Genomic DNA, 24,285 nt, shown 5'->3' on the forward strand with positions numbered 1-24,285 from the left:
GTCATCCCCCGTTCTCAGGCCGGATGCCGCGGGTCAGAACCAGTCGCTCTCACGAATCTGCCGCATCGCCTCGCGACGGCTCTCGGCGGGCAGACGCGAGAGGTAGAGCTTGCCGTCGAGGTGGTCGGTCTCGTGCTGCAGCGCCTGGGCGAGGAGGCCGTCGCCTTCGAGCACGACCTCTTCGCCGTCGAGGTCGATGCCGACGACCTTCGCCCACGGGTAGCGCAGCGCTTCGTGCCAGAGCCCGGGGACGGAGAGGCATCCCTCCCCCACCGGTTCCGGCTCGCCGCGTGTCTCGACGAGGACGGGGTTCAGCACGTAGCCGATGTCGCCGTCGATGTTGTAGCTGAACGCCCGGAGCCCCACACCGATCTGCGGAGCCGCGACGCCCGCACGGCCCGGGGGCTCGACGGTGTCGATGAGGTCTCGGACGAGCGCCCGGATGCCGTCGTCGATCGTCTCGATGGGCGCACTGGGTGCCCGCAGAACGGGGTCGCCGAAGAGACGGATGGGGCGGACGGTCATGCGACGACCGCCGGGGTACGCAGTCCCTCGACCACCGCGGCGGCGAGCTCGCGCGCGGCCTGCCGTGTCGCCGGCTGGAGATCGCGGAACGCGATCGCACTCCCCGCGGCGACATGGCTGTCGTACGGCATCCGGATCACGGCGCGCACGCGACTGCGGAAGTGCGCCTCGAGCTCGCTCTCGCGCACGAGCGGCGTCCCGGGGCGGGCGTTGTTGAGCACGACGACGGCGCCGCGGACGCGCTCGGCGTAGCCGTTGGTCTCCAGCCAGGTCAACGTCTCGGACGCGAGACGCGCCTCGTCGACGGACAGCCCGGCCACGATGACCAGCGAGTCGGCGAGTTCGAGCGTCGCCTCCATGACGGAGTGGACGATGCCCGTGCCCGTGTCGGTGAGCACGATCGAGTAGTAGTGCGCGGCGACGTCGGCGACCCGGCGGTAGTCGTCGTCGCTGAACGCCTCCGACACCCGAGGGTCGGAATCGGATGCCAGGACGTCCAGCCGCGTCGTGTCGCGGGCCACGATGGACGAGACGTCTCCATAGCCCTCCACCTCGTCGTGGGCGCGCACGAGATCACGGACGGTGCGGCCGTTGGCGCGGCCGACGCGATCGGCGAGGGTGCCCCGGTCGGGATTGGCGTCCACGGCGATGACGCGGTCGTCGCGCGCGTCGGCGAGAGCCATCCCGAGGAGCGACGTGACGGTGGTCTTGCCCACGCCGCCCTTGCGCGAGAGCACCGGCACGAAACGGGCCTCACCCGCGAGCGGCGCGGCGATGCGACGGTCCAGGTCCTTCCGGGCCCGGGCGCGACGCCCGTCGCCGAGATTGATGCGGTGGCGCGAGACGGAGTACACCAGCTGCTGCCACAGCCCCTCGGGCTCGGGGCGGGCGATCTGCCGGGGGTCGAGCAGACGGTCGGCGGTGAGCAGGTCGGGGCTCTCGCGGGTGTCGTCGATCTCGCCGAGACGCTTGGACGCCAGGGTCACGCCGCTGCCGGGCGTGTGCACCCGCTCGGTCGCGTGCACACGACCCACGCGTGCGGCCTCGTCGGCCTGGGCGACCTCGCGACGCGTCAGCGGCACGGTCCCGATCGCGCCCGTGGCGGCCCGCTCGGCGCGGGTGCGGGGCACGGGGCCGGTGGACGGCGCGGAGACGGGTTCGTGCGTCGTGACCGCGGGAGGAACCGGCACCGGCTCGCCCGCAGGTTCCGGTTCAGCCGAATCGAGCTCGGGCGCGACCGCGGCCTCGACGGGCTCGGGGCCGGGCTGCTCGGGTTCGGCGACGGCGGGCTCGTCATCGTGGGGCTCAACGGCGGCCGGCTCGGCGGGGCGGACCCCGACCTCCGGCGCGCGCTCGGTGACCGGATCCGCGGCCTCCACGACCTCGTCATCGGCGTCGGCGTCGTCCTGCGACTCCGCGGCGGGCTCGGCCGTCGGCTCGTCGGCCGCGTCGCCGGACTCCTCCGCGGCAGGAACGGACTCCTCCGCGGCGGGAACGGACTCCTCCGCGGCGGGCTCGAGGGCGTCGCCCGCGTCCTCCGCGGACATCACCTCGACATCGTCGATGTCGTCCGCCGGAACGGCCTCGAGAACGTCGTCCTCCGCCTCCTGAGGCGTCGCGTCCGCGATCTCCTCGGCATCGTCGGCCAGGGCATCCACGTCCGCGTCCGCCGCGGGGTGCGCGTCGTCGTCGGAGGCGGCCTCGTCGTCCTGGACGATCTCGGCTTCGTGCACCTCGGCGTCGTCGTCCGCCGGTCCGTCATGCGGCTCGAGGACGACGTCGGCGGTCGGCTCCTCTTCTTCGGAACGGTCGGTGCGCACGTCGTCGTCGGGGGCGGGGACGTGCGTCAGGAGCGGGAGCTCCTCGGCGTCGGGGAGGTGCACGATCCCCACGACCTCGAAGGCGCGGGACTCGGGGTCGATGATCGGCATCTCGTCTTCGACGACGTCGTCATCGACATCGTCGTCATCGGGCACGGGCAGGTCGACGTTGACCTGCGCGATGTGCTCTCCGAGGATGCTGATGCTGGTGGTGTCGAGGTTTCCGCTGTCGTCGAGGACACCGTTTTCGGCGCCGTCGTCGGGGGTCTCGTCGGTGCGGTCGGGGGTCACTGCCGTCTCCAAAGAAAAAGGGGGCGCGAACAGCGCCCCCTTTCAGGCTACTGCGCGGGGCGGATGACGAGCAAAAGGTCGCCGGCCTCCACCTGCTGAGTGGCCCCGACCGCGAGCCGCTCGACGACTCCATCGACGGGACTGGTGATCGCGGCCTCCATCTTCATCGCCTCGATCGAAGCCACCGCCTGACCCGCGGCGACGCGATCGCCCGAGGCCGCCTTCAAGGTCACCACGCCCGAGAACGGGGCGGCCACCTGGCCGGGCTTGGACGTGTCGGCCTTCTCGGCCTGACGCGCCTGCACGTCGATCGAACGGTCGCGGACGAACACCGGGCGCAGCTGGCCGTTCAGGGTGGTCATGACGGTGCGCATGCCCTTGTCGTCCGCGTCGCCGATGGCCTCGAGACCGACGAACAGCTGGACTCCGCGCTCGATCTCGACGGTGTGCTCCTCGCCCGCCCGCAGACCGTAGAGGTAGTCGGCCGTGTCGAGGACGCTCAGGTCTCCGTACGTGGCGCGCATGTCCTGGAACGTGCGGGTCGGTCCGGGGAAGAGCAGCGTGTTCAGACGCTCGCGTCGCGTCGGGGAATCGCCGGCCAGGGCGGCGAGGTCGTCGTCGCTGAGCGGGGTCACCCCGCTCTTGACCTCCCGACCGGCGAGCACCTTGGAGCGGAAGGGCTCGGGCCAGCCACCCGGCAGGTCGCCCAGCTCGCCGGCCATGAACGACACCACCGAGTCGGGCACGTCGTACTTCTCGGGGTGACGCTCGAAGTCGTCGGGGTCGGCCTTGACCGCCGCGAGGTGCAGGGCCAGGTCTCCCACGACCTTCGACGACGGCGTGACCTTCGGGACGCGCCCCAGGATGCGGTTGGCCGCGGCGTACATGTCCTCGATGAGCTCGAAGTCGTCGGCGAGCCCCAGGGCGATCGCCTGCTGCCGGAGGTTCGACAGCTGGCCGCCGGGGATCTCGTGGTGGTACACGCGACCGGTGGGGCCGGGAAGGCCCGACTCGAACGGACCGTACAGGTGCCGGACGGCCTCCCAGTACGGCTCGAGGTCCGACACCGCCGCGAGGTCGAGCCCGGTGTCGCGCTCGGTGTGCGCGAGTGCCGCGACGAGCGCCGAGAGCGACGGCTGGCTCGTGGTGCCCGACAGGGGCGCGGACGCCGCGTCCACGGCATCCGCCCCCGCCGCCGAGGCGGCCAGGAGCGTCGCGAGCTGCCCGCCGGCGGTGTCATGCGTGTGCACGTGGACGGGGAGGTCGAACCGCTCCCGCAGCGCCGAGACCAGCTTCGCCGCCGCGGCGGGCCGCAGGAGCCCGGCCATGTCCTTGACCGCGAGGACGTGCGCACCCGCGTCGACGATCTGCTCGGCCAGACGCAGGTAGTAGTCGAGCGTGTAGAGGTCCTCCGCGGGGTCGAGCAGGTCACCGGTGTAGCAGACCGCGACCTCCGCGACCGCGGTACCGGTGGCCAGCACCGCGTCGATCGCGGGCCGCATCTGGGCGACGTCGTTGAGCGCGTCGAAGATGCGGAAGATGTCGACCCCGGATGCCGCGGCCTCGGCGACGAAGGCATCCGTCACCTGCGTCGGGTAGGGCGTGTAGCCCACGGTGTTGCGCCCGCGGAGGAGCATCTGGATCGCGACGTTCGGCAGGGCCTCGCGCAGCGCGTCCAGACGCTCCCACGGGTCTTCACCGAGGAAGCGGAGCGCGACGTCGTAGGTGGCTCCTCCCCACGCCTCGACCGACAGCAGCCCGGGCGTCAGGCGCGCGACGTACGGGGCGACGCGCACGAGGTCGCGCGTGCGGACGCGGGTCGCCAGCAGCGACTGGTGCGCGTCACGGAACGTCGTCTCGGTGACGGCCAGCGCCGTCTGCTCCCGCAGGGCACGCGCGAACCCGGCGGGGCCGAGCTCCCGCAGCCTCTGCCGGGATCCCGCCGGCGCGGGGGCGGCGAGGTCGATCACCGGGAGCTTGCTGCCCGGCTCCACTGACAGCGGGTTCTCGCCGTTCGGCTTGTTGACCGTGGTGTCCACGAGCCACGACAGCACCTTCGTGCCGCGGTCCTTCGACTCCCGACCGCGCAGCAGCTCGGGCCGCTCGTCGATGAACGACGTGCTCAGGTCGCCGGCGACGAAGGCGGGGTCGTCGAGCACGGCCTGGAGGAACGGGATGTTGGTCGAGACCCCGCGGATGCGGAACTCCGCCAGCGCGCGGCGCGCACGGGCGACCGCGGCACCGAAGTCGCGACCCCGGCACGTGAGCTTGGCTAGCATCGAGTCGAAGTGGGGGCTGATCTGGGACCCCGCGGCGGTCGTGCCGCCGTCCAGACGCACGCCCGCGCCGCCCGGCGAGCGGTACGTGGTGATCTTGCCGGTGTCGGGGCGGAAGCCCTGCGTGGGGTCTTCTGTCGTGATGCGGCACTGCAGCGCCGCGCCGCGCAGATGGATGTCGTCCTGCCGCAGGTCGAGGTCGGCGAGGGTCTGGCCCGCGGCGATGCGCATCTGCGACTGCACGAGGTCGACGTCGGTGACCTCCTCGGTCACGGTGTGCTCGACCTGGATGCGGGGGTTCATCTCGATGAAGACCACCTCACCCGCCCGCGGTCCCGCGGTCTCGAGCAGGAACTCCACCGTCCCGGCGTTCTGGTAGCCGATCGAGCGGGCGAAGGCGACGGCGTAGCGGTGCAGATCCGCCCGCACCGTGTCGTCGAGGTTCGGGGCCGGGGCGATCTCGATGACCTTCTGATGACGGCGCTGCACCGAGCAGTCGCGCTCGAAGAGATGGACCGTCTCCCCCGTGGCATCCGCGAGGATCTGCACCTCGACGTGACGCGGCCGCTGCACGGCCTGCTCGAGGAACATGCGCGGGTCGCCGAACGCGCTCTGCGCCTCGCGCATCGCCTCGGCCAGCGCGGGGGCGAGCTCGCCGATCGACTCGACGCGGCGCATGCCTCGTCCCCCGCCGCCCGCGACGGCCTTGGCGAACAACGGGAACCCGATCTCGTCGGCCTGGGCGACGAGGGCGTCGACGTCGTCGGAGGCCGCGGTCGAACGCAGCACCGGGACGCCCGCCGAGACCGCGTGCCCCTTCGCCGTGACCTTGTTGCCGGCCATCGACAGCACCTCGGCCGGCGGCCCGATGAAGGTGATGCCGTGCGCGGCGGCCTTCTCGGCGAGCTCGGGGTTCTCCGACAGGAAGCCGTAACCGGGGTAGATGGCATCCGCCCCGCATTCGCGCGCGACGCGGATGATCTCGTCGACGTCGAGATACGCCCGCACGGGATGCCCGCGCTCACCGATCTGGTACGCCTCGTCGGCCTTCAGACGGTGCAGCGACGCGCGGTCCTCCCAGGGGTAGACCGCGACCGTGCGGGCTCCCACCTCGTAGGCGGCCCGGAACGCGCGGATGGCGATCTCTCCGCGATTGGCGACCAGGATTTTCGAGAACATGCATACCCTCACGTCGAACCTGCGGAGCTGAATGTGCTCACAGCCTAGGGGAAGGTAACGTAGACGCTCGTGCACGTACTCTCCGTCAGCTCTTTGAAAGGCGGGGTCGGCAAGACGACCGTGACGCTCGGGCTGGCATCCGCCGCCTTCGCACGTGGCGTTCGCACTCTCGTCGTCGACCTCGACCCGCAGTCCGATGTGTCCACCGGTATGGACATCCAGGTCGCCGGCCGGCTGAACATCGCCGACGTCCTGGCCAACCCGAAGGAGAAGGTCGTCCGTCAGGCGATCACCTCCAGCGGCTGGGCGAAGGTCCACCCCGGCACGATCGACGTGCTCATCGGCAGCCCGTCCGCCATCAACTTCGACGGTCCGCACCCGAGCGTGCGCGACGTCTGGAAGCTCGAGGAGGCGCTCGCGACCATCGAGTCCGAGTACGACCTCGTGCTGATCGACTGCGCCCCGTCGCTGAACGCGCTGACCCGCACGGCCTGGGCCGCCAGCGACCGCGTGATCGTGGTGACCGAGCCGGGCCTGTTCTCGGTGGCCGCCGCCGACCGCGCCCTGCGCGCGATCGAAGAGATCCGCCGCGGCCTCTCCCCGCGCCTCCAGCCGCTGGGCGTCGTGGTCAACCGGGTGCGCCCGCAGTCGATCGAGCACCAGTTCCGCATCAAGGAGCTGCGCGACATGTTCGGCCCGCTGGTGCTCAATCCCCAGCTTCCCGAGCGCACGTCGCTGCAGCAGGCACAGGGCGCGGCCAAGCCGCTGCACGTGTGGCCCGGCGACTCCGCGCAGGAGCTCGCCGCCGACTTCGACGCCCTGCTGGACCGGATCGTCCGCACCGGCCGCATCCCGGTCGCCGGCGACTCCTCGCAGTCCTGACCGGACGCCGCCCTCGGCGGCCGCGGGCAGCCGTCACGTCAGCGCGATAAACGGCATCCGCGGCGAGAAACGCGACGACGAGCCGTGTCTCGTCGCAGACGGCGTTTATCGCGGAAGGGGTCCCGCGTCCCGTCGTTCGAAACGACGGTCAGGCGGTGCGGGCCGCGCGACGGGCGGCGAGTTCGTCGACGGCGTCGGTCGCCGACTCGAAATCCACGAGCGTCGACTCGACCTCGCGGAGGACCTTGCCCACCGCGATGCCGAAAACGCCCTGGCCGCGGCTGACGAGGTCGATGACCTCGTCGTTCGAGGTGCACAGGTACACCGACGCTCCGTCGCTCATCAGGGTCGTGCCCGCGAGGTCGCGGATGCCGGCGGCGCGGAGCTGATCGACCGCGGTGCGGATCTGCTGCAGCGAGATGCCCGTATCGAGCAGACGCTTGACGAGCTTCAGCACGAGGATGTCGCGGAAGCCGTACAGCCGCTGCGAACCGGAGCCGCTCGCGCCGCGGACGGTGGGGACCACGAGCTCGGTGCGAGCCCAGTAGTCGAGCTGGCGGTAGGTGATGCCCGCGGCCCGGGCGGCGACGGCACCACGGTAGCCCGTGTCGTCGTCCATCTCGGGGAGACCGTCGGTGAAGAGGAGTTCGGTGGCGAACCGGGGTTCACCGAGTGCGTCGCCAGCGTTCATGCTCGCGTCCCTCCTCATCGGCTCGTTGTCTCCACGCTAGATCAGCCAGGGTCCCCCGGCAACGACATCCGACGCGAGGGGGTCGGCGTGTCGCGATCAGGACAGGATCCGGTCGATCGCTTCACGGACGAACAGGGTCCGCACCTCGTCCAGACGCGCCGCGAGCTCGGGCGCGAGTTCGCTCGCGCGCGCGCGCGACGCCGCATCCGGACGCCGCAGCAACGCCGAGAGCGCGGATTCGACGAGGGATGCCTCACGCTCGGCGCTCTGCCGGAGCGATCGCACGTGGCGCGGCTCGATGCCGTGCCGATCGAGCGCGACGAGCGTACGCAGCAGCGACACGGTCTGCTCGGGATAGGTCTCCGCCCCGGCGATGACACCGGTGCTGATCGCGTCGTTCAGCAGCTGGGGTGCGGCGCCCGCGGCCGAGAGGAGCTCATCGCGGCGGTAGCGGCGCGGAGCGTTCGTCATCGACGCGATCGCGGTCGGCGGGGCGGGGTTGCGACCCGCGTCGACATCGGCGAGGTAGTCGCGGATGACCGCCAGCGGCAGGTAGTGGTCGCGCTGCAGGGTGAGCGCGAGGCGCAGACGCTCGAGGTCGGCCGGGGAGAACTTGCGGTACCCGGAGTCGGTGCGTGTCGGGGAGACGATCCCCTGCACCTCGAGGAACCGCAGCTTGCTGGAGGACAGCGCGGGGAACTCGGGGGTGAGTCGCGCGAGGACCTGTCCGATGCTCAACAGCCCCGAGGCCGCCGGACGACCGCGGGCCGGGGCTGCCGCCATCAGTGGTCTGCCGACGGAAGGTCGACGGGCGAACCGAAGAAGTTCAGGCGGAACTTGCCGATGCGCACCTCGGCACCGTTCACCAGCGCCGATCGGTCGACGCGCTCCCCGTTGACGTAGCTGCCGTTGAGCGACCGCTGGTCGACGATCTCGAACGCGGAGCCCGCACGGGTGATCTCCGCGTGACGGCGCGAGACGGTGACGTCGTCGAAGAAGATGTCTGCCTCGGGGTGGCGACCCACGGTCGTCACGTCGGTGTCGAGCAGGTAGCGCGCGCCGGTCGTGGGGCCGGAGCGGACGATCAGGAGCGCGGCACCGGACGGGAGCGCATCGATGGCCTCGAGCTCGGCCTCGTTGAGGTCGGCGCCGAAGGGGACGAACGACAGGTCGGCGTCGTGTCCGAACGTCTGCGTCGTGTCGTGCGAGCGGTCGGACGCGGCGGCGTCTGCGGCGCGTCGAATGTCGTCGCGCTCGAATCTGCGGGTCTCGTCCACGGCTTCTCCTTCATTTCCACCATAGCCGACCGGCTCCCAGCCGGAGCGGTCGATCGACCCTCGTGCAGGCCGGGGATGTACGTCTTCTTCCCACGTCGGCAGCACGGACCGCTTTCGGGCAGCGGCTCGCGGCAACGGGGGACACTCGAACCTACCGATCCGGGGTCGGCCCTGTCGAGTCCGGGTCACCCCGCGCGTCATCCTCGGCCGGCATCCGTTGTCAGGCCCCGTCCGGACGCCCTCGCTAGGGTCGGTACGTGACCACGACCTCCGCGCCGCGTCGGCGCACGCTGCCCGCCGTCCTCGCCGCCGCCGCCGTCGCGCTCGCGGCGCTGCTCGTTCCCGCCTCCCCCGCCCTCGCGCACGACGAACTGGTCTCGTCCGATCCGTCCGCCGACGCCGTGCTGGACGCACTTCCGGCGCAGATCACCTTGAGCTACAGCGCCGACATCCTCGATTCGGACGGCGCGAGTGTGATCCAGGTGACGGATGCCACGGGTACCTCGCTCACCGACGGGGCGCCGACGGTCTCGGGCACAGTCGTGACCCAGGCGTTGGCGGGGTCGGCATCCGGTGCCGTGACCGTCGTGTGGCGGGTCGTCTCCAGCGACGGCCACCCCATCGACGGGACGTTCTCGTTCACGGTCCCCGCCGCCCCCACCCCGACGGCGACGGCCACCCCCACGACGACGCCGTCGGCGGCGGCGTCGCGCGAGCCGACCGTCACCGTGACGACGACGCCCGCGCCGGCGGAGAACGCCTCGGACGCCTCTCCCCTGCCGTGGATCCTGCTCGCCGTCGCGCTCCTGATCGTCGTCGGTTTGGTGGTCTGGCTGCTCGTCGCGCGGGGCCGTGGCGGCTCCTCCGGAAGCGGCTCCGCAGGCACCGCCGGACGATAGGCTGAGTTCATGCCTCATTACGATCTGGTCATTCTTGGTGCGGGTCCCGGCGGGTACGTCGCAGCCGTGCGCGGCGCGCAGCTGGGGCTGTCGGTCGCGGTCATCGAAGAGAAGTACTGGGGCGGTGTGTGCCTGAACGTGGGCTGCATCCCCTCGAAGGCGCTGCTGCGCAACGCCGACCTCGCCCACACCTTCCACGCCAAGGCCGACCTGTTCGGCATCTCGGGTGACGTCACCTTCGACTTCGGCAAGGCCTTCGACCGCTCCCGGTCGGTCGCCGCGGGGCACGTCAAGGGCATCCACTACCTGATGAAGAAGAACAAGGTCACCGAGTACGAAGGCCGCGGACACTTCACCGACGACCACTCCCTGACCGTGACCAAGGCCGACGGGTCCACCGAGCAGGTCACCTTCGACAACGTCATCATCGCCACCGGCTCCACCGTCCGTCTCCTCCCCGGCGTGACCCTGTCGGAGAACGTCGTGACCTACGAGGAGCAGATCCTCACCCGCGAGCTCCCCTCCTCGATCGTCATCGTCGGTGCCGGCGCGATCGGCATGGAATTCGCGTACGTCATGACGAACTACGGCGTGAAGGTCACGATCATCGAGTTCCTCGACCGCGCCCTCCCCAACGAAGACGCCGAAGTCTCCAAAGAGATCCAGAAGCAGTACAAGGGCTACGGCGTCGACATCCTCACCTCCACCAAGGTCGACACCATCACCGACCACGGCGACACCGTAACCGTCGCCTACACGGCGAAGGACGGCGCGCAGGGCTCCATCGACGCCGACCGCGTGCTCATGTCCATCGGTTTCGCCCCCAAGGTCGACGGGTTCGGCCTCGAGAACACCGGTGTGAAGCTCACCGAGCGCGGCGCGATCGACATCGACGACCACATGCGCACCAACGTGCCCCACATCTACGCCATCGGCGACGTCACCGCGAAACTCCAGCTCGCCCACGTCGCCGAAGCCCAGGGCGTCGTCGCCGCCGAGACCATCGGAAACGCCGAGACCCAGACCCTCGGCGACTACCGCAACATGCCCCGCGCCACCTTCTGCAACCCCCAGGTCGCCTCCTTCGGCCTCACCGAGCAGCAGGCCCGCGACGCCGGCCACGACATCAAAGTCGCGAAGTTCCCCTTCTCCGCCAACGGCAAGGCCAACGGCCTCGGCGAACCCGTCGGCTTCGTCAAGCTCGTCGCCGACGCCGACACCCTCGAACTCATCGGCGGCCACCTCATCGGCCCCGACGTCTCCGAACTCCTCCCGGAGCTGACCCTCGCGCAGAAGTGGGACCTCACCGCCCTCGAGGCGGCCCGCAACGTCCACACCCACCCCACACTGTCCGAGGGTCTGCAGGAGGCGTTCCACGGTCTCGTCGGCCACATGATCAACCTCTGATCAGAAGAACCGAGAAAGCCCGCCCGGATGTCCGGGCGGGCTTTCTGCGTGAAGAGAGGTCAGTGCCCGAGCGCGCGGGCGAGCTTGGATCCGGATGCCGCGGGCCGACCGCCCGCGGCGAACACCGCCGCGTCGACGGCCGCGAACAGGGCGGCGCGCCCGTCGGCATCGGAGGGACCGGCGGGGCCGAGCTCCACCTCCCACTCGCGCCACTCGGACTCCACGCCCCGCCGCTCATCGCGGGCACGGACGCGGTCGTCGACGAACTCCGCGACCAGCCCGCCGTCCGCGTCGAGCAGGGCGTACGCCGTGCGGTGGTTGCGCACGCGCGCGAGCGGCAGGAACGGGCCGTGGGCCCAGGCCGCCACGGCATCCTGGACGACGTCGGGGACGACCGGGTCGGCGTCGGGATCACCGAGGTCGCCGAGCGGCCACTGCGTCTCGGAGCGACCGCCCTCGGCAGGGGCCTTGACGTGCCAGCCCTCGTCGGGGCCGCCCTGACGACGGCGGACCGCGACGCCGTTGCGTGCGAGGTCGGCCTCGGAGGTGTCGACGTACCGTGCGTCGAGGTCACGGGGCTCGGCGTCACCGACCCGGACGACCCCCGGCAGCGCCGACCAGTCCGGCAGGGCCGTATCGGTGTCGACGTCGTACTTCGACTCGACCTCGACCGACGACGAGCCCGGCGCGGGCGTGATCAATCGTCGCGTCCGTCGACGTTCGGGTTGATGTCCTCGGTCTCCTCGACATAGGCGAAAACGGCCTGGGTGGGGCCGTCGGAGTCGCCCGTGTTCTCGAAGCCGCCGTCGCGGCGGTAGACGAGCTGTCCTTCGCTGTAGGGAAGGATCAGGGAGTCGTCGGACTCGTTCTCGAGCGGGATCACCTGCCCGTCGAGCGGGCCTCCGGTCAGTCGTGCGATAGCCATGGACCCAGCGTAGACCGGCCCTCTTCGGACGACCCGCGCCTTGACACCCCTCCCCTAGACTCGCTCGGGTGACGAGCGCGGACCTCCCCGGCGACAAGCCGTTCGTGCTCCTCGCGACCCGCGCACAGGACCTCCCCGCCGACGAGGAGTACGCCCTCTTCCTGCGATTCACGGGCCTTCCGCCGGAGCGCCTGCGGAGGGTCCGGCTCGAGCGCGACCCGATGCCGGACATCGACCTGGACGAGGTCTCCGGCATCCTGGTGGGTGGGAGCCCGTTCAACGCGTCCGACCCGTGGGAGAAGAAGTCTGCGGTCCAGCGGCGGGTGGAGGCTGAGATGGCGGAGCTCGTCGACCGCGTCGTCGCGCGGGATGCCCCGTTCCTCGGTGCCTGCTACGGCGTGGGCACCCTCGGGACGCACCTGGGGGCACCGATCGACGGCACCTTCGCCGAACCCATCAGCGTCGTGGAGGTGTCGCTGACGGATGCCGGTCGCCGCGATCCGCTGCTCGCCGACCTCCCCGACGGGTTCCCCGCGTTCGTCGGACACAAGGAGGCCATCTCGCTCCTGCCGGCGACGGCGACCCTTCTGGCGTCCTCCCCCACGTGCCCGGTGCAGATGTTCCGCGTCGGAGACAACGTCTACGCCACGCAGTTCCACCCCGAACTCGACCTCGACGGCATCGTCACGCGTATCCACGCCTACGCGTCGTACGGGTACTTCGCCGCGGACGAGCTCGATCTCACGCTCGCGGCCGTCCGACGGGCACCCGTGACGGCCACCGGAGGCATCCTGCGCGCGTTCGTGGAGCGGTACGCCCGCTGAGCGACGCGGGGCGTCACGCCCACGGCGCCGGCGCGCGGCGCACGACCGGCACCGCCGCGGTGACCGCGGGATGCACGCGCCGCAGCTGCGGTTCGAGTCCGAGGTCGACGAGCACGAGGCGGCCCGAGAGTCTCGGGCCGTGCCCACGCAGGAGGCCCGCCTTGACCGCACCGAAGGTGACGGTGGTCGCGGCGGGGAGGACCGCGGCATCCGCTTCGCCGGAGTCGGGGTGCAGGCCGCTCGGGACGTCCACGGCCACCACCCGCACCCGCTCCGAGGCCACCACCGGCAGGAGCGCCTCGACGACAGCACGGGCGGTCCCCCGCAACCGCGAGTCCGAGGAGGCACCGATGCCCAGGATGCCGTCGACGACGAGAACGTGGTCGGAGTGGGCGCCGCAGATGTCGGACGCGTCTCGCAGCCCGGCCCCCGCCGCGACCGCCGCGTCCAGCGCGTCGCGGTGGACACGATCACGGGTGAGCACGACGTCCACCCGCGTGCCCGCGCCGGCGATGTCGGCGGCGGCATAGAGGGCGTCGCCGCCGTTGTCGCCCGACCCGGCCAGGACGAGCACCGGACCGGGCGTCCGCGCGAGTTCATCGGCGACGACCTCGGCAAGCGCCCGCGCGGCCTCGCGCATGAGCGGCCGCCCGGCGGCCAGGAGCGGAGCTTCGGCCGCGCGGATCGCATCGGCGGTGTACGCGACGGTGCGCTCGGTCATGTGGCCACCCTAGACGCGTCCCCGCGAGTCAGCCGCGAGCGGTACTCTTCGCGATCGCCTCGCGTTCCTTCGCCTCGGCCTCGCGGGCGGCATCCAGTTCTCCCACGGCTGCCTGCACGGCCCGCTCGGCGCGCTGGACGCGGAACTGCACGAGGGTGGACGCGGCGTACTTCGCGCGCACGCGGTCCTCGTCCTCCTCGTGTCCGACGGTGATGTACGCGCCCGCCAGCAGGATCACCTGGCTGGAGAGATTGAGCCAGAGAAGCAGCGCGATCAGGGCCGCGAAGGTCGCCAGGAGCGGATTGCTGCTCGCACCTCCGACGAACAGTCCCGACAACTGCTGCAGCACGACGAGCCCGACACCGCCGAGCAGCGCACCGCGCAGCAGCGTCGCCCGTCGCACCCGGAGGCCCGACAGGAGCGCGAACGCCACCGCGACGACCGCGGTGTCGAGGGCGAGCACGACGAGCGTGGAGACGAGCCAGGTGAGGATGCCGGTCGCCCACGAGTCCGCAGGGATGCCCAACCAGTCGCGCACGACGGTCAGGCCCGCGGTGGCGAGGAACGTGACCCCCGCGGCGGCCACGAGCGCCACGCCGATGCCGATCGCGAGCGCCAGGTTGCGCAGGAGGACCCAGACGATGAGCGTGTCCTCGGTGGTGACGTCGGCGACCTGGCGCAGGGCGGAGCGGAGCGATCCGACCGCGCCGATGGCCGCACCGATCAGACCGACGGATCCGAGGATCCCCGCGACGGTGAATCCGGCCGGGGCCTCGATCTTCTCGACGTCGACGAGTCCGCCCGGTCCGACGAGGCCCGGGATGACACTGTCCACCGAGCGTACGAGGGCGGCGAGGCCGTCGGGGTTGCCCGCGAGCCACAGGGCGGCGAACGAGAACCCGATCAGCACCCCCGCGAAGACGCTGAAGAGCGTGCGGTAGGTGACGCTGTCGGCGAGCATCGGTCCACGCCGCCCCGAGTAGACGAGGAAAGCGCGGACCAGCCGCTGCTGAAGCGCCCACGCGGTGACGCGACGAAAGAGGTCAAGCATTGCCCCAGGCTATGCGGGCCCCGCGGATTCTCGGTGCGGGGTTGACCGGGGGCGGCGCCGGGCGGAACCGTGCCGGAACGCGCCGGGCTGCGTGGCGACGATGCTGCGGCGGCGGTTCATCCGACCTCGCCCAGCAGCACCCACCACGTGCCGAGCAGCAGGGGCGGACCGAAGGCGATCCCGGTGCGGCGGGCGCCGGCGAGCAGGGCACCCGCAGCGGCGGCCCCACCGCAGACGAACCCCGAGACGAGCCCGCCGACCACGGCGTCCGCGCCGAACCAGCCGAGATGCGCCCCCAGGAGCGCGCCGAGAGTCGCGTCACCGCCGCCGAAATCCCGGGGCCGGGCGAGGTGGAGCGCGAGACCGAGCACGAACGCCCCGGCCGCTCCACTCCAGATCCCGGCGAGGCGGCCGGCCTCACCGGCGACGAACGCGGCGGATGTCAGCAGCGCCAGCGCGAGCGCGAGCGCGGGCAGGACGAGCGCGTGGGGCAGTCGATGATGGCGGACATCGACGACGCCGAGCACGACGGACCCCACCGCGAAGACGGCGAGAGCGACGCCGAGCACAGTGCTACGCGTCGAGCACGGACAGGTGCACCAGGACGATCCCGTCGGGCTCGATGCCCTCGCGGTCGCGGACCGCGCGTTTGAGAGGCAGGACGTACGCGCCGTCCGACTGGGGGAACACCGAAGTCCTCCACGTGGAGGTGCCGATCGAGGCCTCGACGCGAACGCCGCCGAACCCGCGCCGGTAGGTCTGCGTCTCGCGGACGGCCTCGCTGAGATCGAGCGGCAGCGCGACGAAGTACCAGTCGCTGTCGAGGCGAGCCGCCCACCGGAAGACCTCTCCCTCGAACTCCACGATCATGTGCGTCTCCTTCCGCCGCGGTCACCCTACTCGCCGGCCCCGACACGTCCCGGGCGTTGTCCCCTGGGGAGGAGCCGTCACGCGGAAAGGATCCCCGCCGCGCGCGCGGGCACCGCATACGCCCGGGCCAACGACGAGACGGTGTCGTGCGCGTTGAGACCGCTGGGGTTCGGCAGCACCCAGGCGGGCACTCCCCCGATGCCCTCGTCCTGCCGACCCGCGACCGCCTTCGCACGGCCGAAGCCCTGTCGGTAGGCGGTGAGCCCGACGACCGCGACCGCGCGCGGCGACAGCGCCGCCACGCGGGCCTCCAGCGCCTCGGCGCCCGCGCGGAGCTCCTCACGACTCAACTCGTCCGCCCGGGCCGTCGCTCGAGCCACCATGTTGCTCACTCCGACGCCGGCCGCGAAGATCATGGCGCGATCGGCGCCATCCAGCGGGCCGGTGTAGGCGGGAAGGCGCGGCAGGATCCGCGCCTCGACCAGAGCGGGCCAGAACCGGTTGCCGGGGCGGGCGAACGGCGTCCCGGTCGCAGCCGTCCACAGGCCCGGGTTGATCCCCACGAACAACAGGCGCAGCCCCGGTCCGATGAGGTCGGGGATCGTGGCATCCCGGAACGACTCCAGCTCGGCGCGTGAATACCCCATGCGACCACTATGACCACATCCGCACGAGGGAGGCGTCGCTGTGCCAGGATCGGCGGAATGGATGCCGTGCCCGCGCTCACCGAAGTCCCCCCTGCGCAGTTCGTGATCGTGGGCGACAACATCCGCCTCGCGACGTACTCGTGGGGCGATCCCGAGGCGCCGCCGGTGCTGTGCGTGCACGGCTTCGGGTCGTCCACGCGCGACAACTGGGTCAACACCGGTTGGGTGCGCGACCTGCTCCGGGCCGGGTTCCGCGTGCTCGCCGTCGATCAGCGCGGCCACGGCCTGAGCGAGAAACCGCACGACGCGGACGCCTATCGCATGAGCGCCCTCGTCTCCGACCTCGTCGCCGTCCTCGACACCTACCTCGTCGATCAGGTCCGCTACCTCGGCTACTCGCTGGGCGGCCGAGTGGGCTGGCAGCTCGCGGTCGACGCCCCCGAGCACGTCGAACGGGCGGTGCTCGGCGGCATCCCGGACGGTCGGCCCCTGGCCCGGCTGCAGGTCGATCAGGCCCGGGCGTTCCTCGACCACGGCGAACCGGTCACGGATGCCACCACCCAGCGCTACATGTCGCTCGCCGAGCGCGTCCCCGGCAACGACCTGCGCGCGCTCGTCGCCGTCGCCGAAGGCATGCGCCTCGGGCAGACCGATCCGGACCCCGCGTCGCCTCCGCGGCAGCCGGTGCTCATCGCCACCGGCACCGAGGATCCGATCCACGACCAGTCGGCCCGTCTGGCCGGGCTTCTTCCGCAGGGCGAGTTCGTGGACATCCCGGGGCGCCACCACGTGAACGCCCCCGGCGCCCGCGCGTTCCGCGAGGCCGGGGTGGCGTTCCTCTCGCGCGATCTCTGAGCGGCAGCCTCCACCTGAGGCCGCACCGGATCAGGTGCCGGAGCCGCTCTCGCCCGCGGCGCATACGTACACGGTGCTGGGCGCATCGGTCGCCGTCGTGCAGTTCTGCTCCACCCACGAGCGGATCTGCGCCGACACGGTTCCGGTCGAGGTGTCTCCGGCGCCGACCGAGGCCCCACCGGGACCGCCCATACGGTCCTGCCCGGCGACGACGTAGCGCAGCTGACCGCTCTCGACCAGCGAGACGAACCGCTCCAGGGTGGGCGCGGCATCCGTTCCGTTGAACCCTCCGATCGGGAGCACCGCTTCGCCGTCCGAGGCGACGATGAGCCCCGCGGCGCTCTGCGCCCCGAACGTGGCCGCGAGATAGGTCGCCCCGTCGCGGTTCTGTTCGAGCCAGGACAGCAGGGCGGTCTGGTCGCCGCCGCCGAAGCCGCTCGCACCACCGACGCCGCCGGTCCGGCCGGTCGACCCCTGACCGGCCGCGGCGCCGGAGCCGAACCGTGCGCCTCGACCGTCCCGGGTCGCGCCCTGCGCTCCCGGGCCGCCGTTCGGCGCCGCGAATCCGCCCGAACCGCCGGCCCCGGGTGCCCCGTTGGGCGCACCGGCGAAGCCTCCCGCCTGCGCGCCGCCCGGGGCGGTGGCGCCGCGGCCGCCGAACCCGGATGCCATCTCCGACACCCCTCCGGCGACCGGGTTGATCGAGTTGGGGTGCGCGATGGTCACGGCCGACCAGACCGCGGGGGTGAGCAGCAGCCCCACGACCATCGCGGCGGTCGTCACCAGGCGCGCCCGATGGCGCGAGAGCAGCAGCACGACGGCGACGCCCGCGACGACGGCCTGCGCGATCGCGACCGGGATGCTGTAGCCGCCGACCGAGATCCCGATGCCGACCGCGGTGACCGCCGCCGTCGCCAGGATCGTCACCGTCGGCCAGGCTCTGCCGGCGCGGGCGCTCCACGCGAGCGCCGTGGCCACCGCCAGGGCGAGGGGGACGGCCAGGGCGGACGTGTAGAACTGGTGCATCCCGGCGACGACGGAGAACATGGCACCGAACGTTCCCAGCCACACCGTGAGCAGCAGCGCGAGCGGACGGGGGAAGCGCAGCAGCCACAGCACCACGATCGCCACGATCGCCGCGGGGATGAGCCAGGCGATCTGCCCCGCCAGCTGCGCGTTGAACAGGCGGAACACGCCGGGATCGCCGGAGAACGGCGGGGTGAACGACTCGTACGCGGAACTGTCGCTGGTGGCGCCGAAGCGCCCGAGCCCGTTGTACCCGAACACCATCTCCCACGGGTCGTTGCCGAGCGTGCTGCCGATGTACGGCCGAGCGCTCGCCGGGATCATCGCCACGATCGCCACCCACCACAGCGACGCGACCGCGCTGACGGTCCCCGCCACGACGAGGTGTCCGATCCGGCGCGCCCAGGGCTGCGCGGTGGCCAGGTAGGCCGCGGCCAGCGCCGGCCAGACCGCCCAGGCCTCCAGCATGTAGAACTGGAAGGACAGGCCGATCGCCGCCCCGGCCACCACCAGCCAGCCGAGACTGCGCTGCTGGAGTGCACGAACGGCCGCCCACGCGGTGATCGCCAGGCCCAGGACGAAGAACGACTCGGGCTGGTTCGACCGGGAGACCGCCACGAAGATCGGGGTGACCGCCACGATCGCCCCCGCGAGCAGTCCCGCGCGCACCCCGGCCAGACGCCGCGCCGCGACGGCGGTGATCAGCGCCGCGCCGACGGCGGCGAGGGCGTTGGGGAGGATCACCGCCCACGTCGAGTAGCCGAAGACGCGGACGAAGAGCGCCGGCACCCAGAACGAACCCGGGATCTTGTCGAGCGTCACGGTGCCGGAGGGGTCCATCGCCCCGAAGAAGAAGTTCGACCACGACTGGCTCATCGACAGCGCGATCGAGGCGTAGTACTCGGACGGCGCGCCGTCCCAGACCTGCCACCCGGTCAGGACGAGCGCGAGCAGACCGATCGCGGCGAGCCCCCACGGCCACGCGCGCCGGCGGCGTCGCGACATCGCGGCGGGCCGGGCGAGCGTGGGGCGCGGGATGCTGAGGGTGGCGGTCACCGCGGCATCGTAGGCAGCCCATCACTAACGGTCACCGTGGGAGACCTATGGGTGGGGTATGGATGCCGTCCGCCGGCGATCAGTTCGCGGTGACGCTCAGTCGCGGAGCGGCCGGGGCCGCCGTCGCGGCCATCTGCAGTCCCACCCGCACCGTCTGACCCGACGCGAGAGCCCCCGCCCATCCCTCGCCCCGACACGTGACGGTCGAGGAGCGCAGGGCGCAGGTCATCCCCCACGCGTTGGTCACCGCCGTGGCGCCGGGGGACTCCCACGACACGGTCCAGCCGGCCACGGCGTTCGCCGCGGTCACCGTCAGTTCGCTGACGTAGCCCTCGCCCCACGCGCTCTGCGGGATCCAGGTCGCGGTGACAGCGGGGGCCGAACCCGCGGGGGGCTTCGGTGTGGGCGTCGCGGTGGCGGTCGGCTTCGGCGTCGCCGTCGGCTTCGGCGTCGCCGTGGCCGTCGGCTTCGGCGTCGCGGTGGCCGTCGGCTTCGGCGTCGCGGTGGCCGTCGGCTTCGGCGTCGCGGTGGCCGTCGGCGTCGCGGTCGCCGTCGGCTTCGGCGTCGCAGTGGGCTTCGGCGTGACGGGAGGGGTCGGCTGCGGCACCGGGGTCAGGATCGGCTTCAGCGCGGTCAGCTTCGCGGTCTGGAGGGTGCGCCAGTCGTCGGCGACCAGGCCGCCCGTGTCGCCGCTGTTGGGGTTGAACGACCAGTAGGCGTAACTGATCTTCCGCTGCGCGATGTAGTCGACGAGCGCCGCCAGCCACGCCCGGTCGCTCGCGGTCTCGAGCTTCGTGCCGAATTCGCCGAGGAGGACGGGGGCGATGTTCTCCTTCGCGAGGTACCCCCAGTTGGCATCCCACAGCGCCGCCAGGTTCGCGGGGTACCGAGGATCGGAGAACCACTTCTGCGCGTACACCGACACCGGGTAGTCGTGGGGAGAGTAGACGACGCGGTTCTTGACCGAGAGAGTGACGGGCGCGGACCGGACGTCTTTCAGTCCACCGCCCCACCAGGTGCTGGTGCCGTCGTTCTGTTGCTCCACTCCCTCCACGATGATGAGCAGCCGCGGGTTCACGGCGAGCACGGCGTTGCCGGCCCGCGTCGCGGCGGCGCGCCAGTCGCGGGCGGGATCGCCGCAGTTCCAGCACGCGGGGCCGTGCGGTTCGTTGTGCAGGTCGACACCGATGACGGTGGGATCGTCCTTGTAGCGCCCGGCGAGCATCGTCCAGTCGTCGATCCACCGTTTCTCCGAGTACTGCGACGTGTACCAGAGCTGGCTCTGCGCGCCCGAATCCGGGCGGTGACGATCGAGGATCACGGACAGGCCGTGGGCCTTGGCACGGGCGATCACGGTGTCCAGGAGCCGCAGCGGCGTGAGACCGGCGAGCCCCGGATTCACCGCCGCGTTGATCGAGGTGGACTGCTGTGCCGCGAGGCACTCGTTGGAGAACGGGAGGCGGAGGGTGGTGAACCCCATCGCCGCGATGCTCGTCAGCCCCTCGTCCAGCGAGATCGACCACAGACCGTGCGGTGCGCAGTTCGAGGTCTCCATGCCGAACCAGGCGACCGCCTCGATCGTGTACGGCGCGCCGGTCGAGGTCACGATCGTCGAGCCGCTGGTGGACAGCCATCCCGGCACGGCCGCCGATGCGGGCGGAGCCGTGACGGCCCCGGCGAACAGAAGCCCCGCGACGGCCGCGACGGCGGCGACCCGCATCCGCGCACGACTCAGGCGTGACCACCGTTCCCTCATGCCCACTCCCCTGCCCGTTGCGGTCATCGTAGCGGGCGGGTCGGCCCCCGTCAGCGCCGCAGGGAGGCGCCCGGCGAACGATGCGCGCGGTGGACCACCAGCGCGAGGTGGAGGGCGGCCAGGACCTCGCCGTCGTCCAGGTCGACACCGAGGACGCGCTCGGCGAGGTCGAGCCGTTGGTAGAACACCGACCGCGACACGTGTGCGGCCGCGGCCGCCGCCGTGCGGTTGCCGGGGTGTGCGACGATCGCGCCCAGCGCGGCGAGCAGGTCGCGTCGCCGGGCGGGCGGCGCGGCGAGGACCGGGGCGAGCAGGTCCTCGCTGTGCTCGAGGAGGCGGTGGTCGCCCCGCAGCGATGAGACGAACCGGAGGAGCGGATGCCGGACGACCCACTGCACCGAGCCCTCGGGCACGTCCCCCACGTCGGCGAGGTCGAGGGACTGCTCGAGCGAGTCCAGCAGGCGGGGCACGGCCGCCGCGCCCGCCTCCCCGTCCACGCGCGGCCCGACGGTGAGGCGGGGATCGCTCCCGTCGTGGCGCAGGCGCGCACGGAAGCGCTCGGCGGCCGCCCCCGCGAAGGTCGTCGAGGAGGGGACGGCCAGGAGCACCGGCATCCATCCGTCCGCGCGCTCTCCCGCCCCCCGCGGGGTCGCGCAGAGGGCGCGCCCCCCGAGCTCGATCGCCGCCGCCTCGACGTCGGCGGCGGCCGCGTCCTCGACCGCGAGCCCGAACAGCGCCGCCCCGCGCAGGTCGATGCGCGCCGCGCCGAGCAGCGCCATCACCTCGTCGGCCGAGCCGTAGCGCCCGCCCAGCAGCGCGTCCATCAGGCGGCGGCGGCCGAGACGCGCCCAGTCCTCTCCGTCGGGGTCGGTGAGGCGGCCGAGGGCGAGCGCCGTCGCCCCCTGTTCGAGCACGGCCCGACGCCCGGCGGGGTGCCCGGGGCCGGCGAGCGCGACGAGCGTCGCCCAACGGATGCCGCGCGCCTCCACCGGGACGAGGGAACGCCCGTCGTCGCCGTCGCCGAACCGGCGCGACCGCTCCTGCCAGTCGTCGAGCACCGCGGGGTCGGCTTCGGCGAGTTCCGCCACGATCACCTCGTGTGCGAGCGATTCGAGGACGACCGGAGCGCGAAGCGTGTGCGCGAGGCGTTCGACGACGTAGTCCGCGGGCGCCCCCCGGAGGGCGAGCGAGGTGAACAGCGTCCGGACGTCGTCGCGCGCCCGCAGCGCCGCGGTCTGATCGTCGATGATCCGCCGGTGCACCTCCTCCGTGACGCTGACGAACTTGATCTCGCGGTGCAGGGCGATCAACGGAAGCCCCGCGTCGCCCGCCGCCTCGACGACGACGGTCGGGACGTAGCGGTAGTGCACGCCGAGCTCGATGACGATCCCGACCAGACCCGCCCGCACGAAGTCCCGGACGAGCGTCCGCAGATCCGCCGGCTCCGCGGGCCACGCCGACGCGGTCGTCAGCAGCAGTTCGCCACCCTCCAGCAACCGGGCGACGCCCGGGCTGTCGGAGACGTGGACCCACCGCACGGGTGAGGAGAGCGCGGCTCCCCCGACCAGCAGCTCGGGCGCACCCGCGGCGAGCGCGGGTGAGTCGAGCACTTCGGCGAGGGTGGGAAGACCCCTATCGCCGGGCACGTCCGCGGCATCCGGACGATCTGTCCGGGAGCGCTCGTCTTCGCGACGATCAGCCATGGGCGTGTCCCCTCCCTCGTGCCGCAGAATCGGCAGTGAACACCCTACGGCGCTCCCGGTCGATCTGTCCGGACGACCGAAGACATCGAGGAGGATCCGCATGACCGTCATCCACCACCACATCAACGGCGAAGCCCGCGGCGCCGCGGAGCGCACGGGCGACGTGTTCGACCCGGCCACCGGACGCGTCCAGGCCCAGGTCGCCTTCGCGTCCACCGCCGAGGTCGACGAGGCGATCGCCGTCGCGAAGGCCGCGCTCCCCGCCTGGCGGGCGACGAGCCTGATCAAGCGCGCCGACGTCTTCTTCCGGCTCCGCCACCTCCTCGTCGATCGCACCGACGAGCTCGCCGCGATCATCACCGCCGAGCACGGCAAGGTGCTCTCGGATGCCAAGGGCGAGATCAGCCGCGGCATCGAGAACGTCGAGTTCGCCGCCGGCCTCGTGCACCTCCTCAAGGGCGAGCACGCCGAGCAGGTCAGCCGCGGCGTCGACGTGCACTCGGTGAAGCAGCCCGTCGGCGTGGTCGCCGCGATCACCCCCTTCAACTTCCCGGTCATGGTGCCGCTGTGGATGACGGCGTCGGCGATCGCCTGCGGCAACACGGTCGTGCTCAAGCCCAGCGAGAAGGACCCGTCGGCATCCCTGTTCCTCGCGAAGCTGTTCGAGGAGGCGGGGCTGCCGGCCGGCGTCCTCAACGTGGTGCACGGCGACAAGGTCGCCGTCGACGCGCTGCTGGACTCCCCCGACGTCCGCGCGGTGAGCTTCGTCGGCTCGACGCCGATCGCGAAGTCCATCTACTCGCGCGCCGCCGAGAACGGCAAGCGCGTCCAGGCCCTCGGCGGAGCCAAGAACCACATGGTCGTCATGCCCGACGCCGATCTCGACTCCGCGGCCGACGCCGCCGTCTCGGCCGCCTACGGCTCCGCCGGCGAGCGCTGCATGGCCGTGTCGGTGCTCGTCGCCGTGGGCGACGACGTCGCCGACGCGCTCGTCGAGAAGGTGGCATCCCGCATCCAGGGCCTGAAGATCGGCGCCGGCACGGATGCCGCGAGCGAGATGGGTCCGCTCATCACACGCGAGCACCGCGACAAGGTCGCCTCCTACGTCACGGGCGCAGCGGCCGAGGGCGCCGAGGTCGTCGTCGACGGCACCACCCAGCAGTTCGAGGGCGACGGCTTCTTCATCGGTGTCTCGCTCGTGGATCGCGTGGCCCCCGGCATGAAGGTGTACGACGACGAGATCTTCGGACCGGTGCTCTCGGTCGTGCGGGTGAAGACCTACGACGAGGCCGTGGAGCTGATGAACTCCAGCCCGTTCGCGAACGGCACCGCGGTCTTCACGCGCGACGGCGGCACCGCCCGCCAGTTCGAGTTCGACATCGAGGTCGGCATGGTCGGCGTCAACGTGCCGATCCCGGTCCCCGTCGGGGCGTTCTCGTTCGGCGGCTGGCGCAACTCGCTCTTCGGCGACTCGCACATCTACGGCCCCGAGTCGATCCACTTCTACACGCGCAGCAAGGTCGTCACGACCCGCTGGCCCGACCCCAGCGAGAGCCAGATCAGCCTCGGCTTCCCGAGCAACCACTGACCCGCGGCATCCGGAA

At 71.9% G+C, this 24,285-nt stretch carries 22 protein-coding genes; 6 read left to right on the plus strand and 16 right to left on the minus strand.

The genetic code is table 11. From position 1 onward, the window contains the following. Positions 1-33: 33 nt before the first annotated feature. The 3 genes from BGO45_RS10720 to BGO45_RS10730 are packed head-to-tail and all read right to left on the minus strand — an operon-like array spanning position 34 to position 6,091. On the minus strand, positions 34-525 hold the full coding sequence (locus tag BGO45_RS10720) for a peptide deformylase (protein WP_292693991.1): 492 nt from the start codon (positions 523-525) through the stop codon (positions 34-36). After that, entirely contained in the window at positions 522-2,636 is a 2,115-nt protein-coding gene (locus tag BGO45_RS10725; RefSeq protein ID WP_292693993.1) for a MinD/ParA family protein, read from the minus strand. The genes BGO45_RS10720 and BGO45_RS10725 overlap by 4 nt, the downstream gene beginning before the upstream one ends. Positions 2,637-2,683: 47 nt before the next feature. Next, positions 2,684-6,091, minus strand: coding sequence for a pyruvate carboxylase (locus BGO45_RS10730; protein WP_292693994.1), 3,408 nt, complete (start codon positions 6,089-6,091; stop codon positions 2,684-2,686). Positions 6,092-6,160: 69 nt separating this feature from the next. Here BGO45_RS10730 and BGO45_RS10735 point away from each other — a divergent pair, with 69 nt between their 5' ends. Next, a complete protein-coding gene (locus tag BGO45_RS10735) occupies positions 6,161-6,973 on the plus strand; it encodes a ParA family protein (protein WP_076490725.1) in 813 nt (270 codons plus the stop codon). 148 nt (positions 6,974-7,121) lie between these two features. On the opposite strand, the gene BGO45_RS10740 is transcribed toward BGO45_RS10735, so the two are convergent. From BGO45_RS10740 to BGO45_RS10750, 3 genes are all read right to left on the minus strand, one after another. Continuing rightward, positions 7,122-7,664: a MerR family transcriptional regulator gene (locus BGO45_RS10740; RefSeq protein ID WP_292693997.1), complete on the minus strand. Its 543-nt coding sequence runs from the start codon at positions 7,662-7,664 to the stop codon at positions 7,122-7,124. Positions 7,665-7,760: 96 nt separating this feature from the next. Further along, positions 7,761-8,447: a MerR family transcriptional regulator gene (locus BGO45_RS10745; protein WP_076490727.1), complete on the minus strand. Its 687-nt coding sequence runs from the start codon at positions 8,445-8,447 to the stop codon at positions 7,761-7,763. After that, entirely contained in the window at positions 8,447-8,941 is a 495-nt protein-coding gene (locus tag BGO45_RS10750) for an FHA domain-containing protein (RefSeq protein WP_292694000.1), read from the minus strand. Before BGO45_RS10750 ends, BGO45_RS10745 begins: the two co-directional genes overlap by 1 nt. A 257-nt stretch (positions 8,942-9,198) precedes the next feature. Here BGO45_RS10750 and BGO45_RS10755 point away from each other — a divergent pair, with 257 nt between their 5' ends. Together BGO45_RS10755 and lpdA are read left to right on the plus strand one after the other, a co-directional pair. Then, the gene (locus BGO45_RS10755; RefSeq protein WP_292694002.1) at positions 9,199-9,840 is read left to right on the plus strand and encodes a copper resistance CopC family protein; all 642 of its coding nucleotides are present in this window, start codon (positions 9,199-9,201) and stop codon (positions 9,838-9,840) included. A 9-nt stretch (positions 9,841-9,849) separates the two neighbouring features. Continuing rightward, a complete protein-coding gene (gene lpdA, locus BGO45_RS10760; RefSeq protein ID WP_292694004.1) occupies positions 9,850-11,247 on the plus strand; it encodes a dihydrolipoyl dehydrogenase in 1,398 nt (465 codons plus the stop codon). Positions 11,248-11,306: 59 nt separating this feature from the next. Here the strand turns inward: lpdA and BGO45_RS10765 are convergent, their stop codons facing one another. Together BGO45_RS10765 and BGO45_RS10770 are read right to left on the minus strand one after the other, a co-directional pair. Further along, the gene (locus BGO45_RS10765; protein WP_292694006.1) at positions 11,307-11,948 is read right to left on the minus strand and encodes a CYTH domain-containing protein; all 642 of its coding nucleotides are present in this window, start codon (positions 11,946-11,948) and stop codon (positions 11,307-11,309) included. Beyond that, positions 11,945-12,172 carry a response regulator gene (locus tag BGO45_RS10770; RefSeq protein WP_292694007.1) on the minus strand — a complete coding sequence of 76 codons (228 nt, stop codon included), beginning with the start codon at positions 12,170-12,172 and terminating at the stop codon, positions 11,945-11,947. The genes BGO45_RS10765 and BGO45_RS10770 overlap by 4 nt, the downstream gene beginning before the upstream one ends. A 68-nt stretch (positions 12,173-12,240) precedes the next feature. On the opposite strand from BGO45_RS10770, the gene BGO45_RS10775 reads away from it, so the two are divergent. After that, a complete protein-coding gene (locus BGO45_RS10775) occupies positions 12,241-12,996 on the plus strand; it encodes a glutamine amidotransferase (protein WP_292694009.1) in 756 nt (251 codons plus the stop codon). Positions 12,997-13,009: 13 nt separating this feature from the next. On the opposite strand, the gene BGO45_RS10780 is transcribed toward BGO45_RS10775, so the two are convergent. The 5 genes from BGO45_RS10780 to BGO45_RS10800 form a co-directional block, all read right to left on the minus strand. Continuing rightward, the gene (locus tag BGO45_RS10780) at positions 13,010-13,717 is read right to left on the minus strand and encodes an NAD(P)H-hydrate epimerase (RefSeq protein WP_292694012.1); all 708 of its coding nucleotides are present in this window, start codon (positions 13,715-13,717) and stop codon (positions 13,010-13,012) included. A 28-nt stretch (positions 13,718-13,745) separates the two neighbouring features. After that, positions 13,746-14,768: a YhjD/YihY/BrkB family envelope integrity protein gene (locus tag BGO45_RS10785; RefSeq protein WP_292694014.1), complete on the minus strand. Its 1,023-nt coding sequence runs from the start codon at positions 14,766-14,768 to the stop codon at positions 13,746-13,748. 116 nt (positions 14,769-14,884) lie between these two features. Then, on the minus strand, positions 14,885-15,337 hold the full coding sequence (locus BGO45_RS10790) for a prepilin peptidase (RefSeq protein ID WP_292694016.1): 453 nt from the start codon (positions 15,335-15,337) through the stop codon (positions 14,885-14,887). A 4-nt stretch (positions 15,338-15,341) separates the two neighbouring features. Beyond that, positions 15,342-15,638: a DUF1905 domain-containing protein gene (locus tag BGO45_RS10795; RefSeq protein ID WP_292694018.1), complete on the minus strand. Its 297-nt coding sequence runs from the start codon at positions 15,636-15,638 to the stop codon at positions 15,342-15,344. A gap of 77 nt (positions 15,639-15,715) precedes the next feature. Beyond that, positions 15,716-16,285: a mismatch-specific DNA-glycosylase gene (locus BGO45_RS10800; RefSeq protein ID WP_292694020.1), complete on the minus strand. Its 570-nt coding sequence runs from the start codon at positions 16,283-16,285 to the stop codon at positions 15,716-15,718. A gap of 57 nt (positions 16,286-16,342) precedes the next feature. Here BGO45_RS10800 and BGO45_RS10805 point away from each other — a divergent pair, with 57 nt between their 5' ends. Then, entirely contained in the window at positions 16,343-17,140 is a 798-nt protein-coding gene (locus tag BGO45_RS10805; protein ID WP_292694023.1) for an alpha/beta fold hydrolase, read from the plus strand. A gap of 30 nt (positions 17,141-17,170) precedes the next feature. On the opposite strand, the gene BGO45_RS10810 is transcribed toward BGO45_RS10805, so the two are convergent. From BGO45_RS10810 to BGO45_RS10820, 3 genes are all read right to left on the minus strand, one after another. After that, a complete protein-coding gene (locus BGO45_RS10810; RefSeq protein WP_292694025.1) occupies positions 17,171-19,222 on the minus strand; it encodes a glycosyltransferase family 39 protein in 2,052 nt (683 codons plus the stop codon). A 79-nt stretch (positions 19,223-19,301) separates the two neighbouring features. Continuing rightward, complete coding sequence (locus BGO45_RS10815; protein ID WP_292694027.1) at positions 19,302-20,978, minus strand: cellulase family glycosylhydrolase; 1,677 nt, start codon at positions 20,976-20,978, stop codon at positions 19,302-19,304. Between the two features lie 50 nt (positions 20,979-21,028). Further along, entirely contained in the window at positions 21,029-22,681 is a 1,653-nt protein-coding gene (locus BGO45_RS10820) for a PucR family transcriptional regulator (RefSeq protein WP_292694030.1), read from the minus strand. A gap of 100 nt (positions 22,682-22,781) precedes the next feature. Here BGO45_RS10820 and BGO45_RS10825 point away from each other — a divergent pair, with 100 nt between their 5' ends. After that, the gene (locus BGO45_RS10825) at positions 22,782-24,269 is read left to right on the plus strand and encodes a CoA-acylating methylmalonate-semialdehyde dehydrogenase (RefSeq protein WP_292694033.1); all 1,488 of its coding nucleotides are present in this window, start codon (positions 22,782-22,784) and stop codon (positions 24,267-24,269) included. Positions 24,270-24,285 lie beyond the last annotated feature (16 nt).

This window comes from Microbacterium sp. 71-36 (genome assembly GCF_001898305.1).
Classification (GTDB): Bacteria; Actinomycetota; Actinomycetes; order Actinomycetales; family Microbacteriaceae; genus Microbacterium.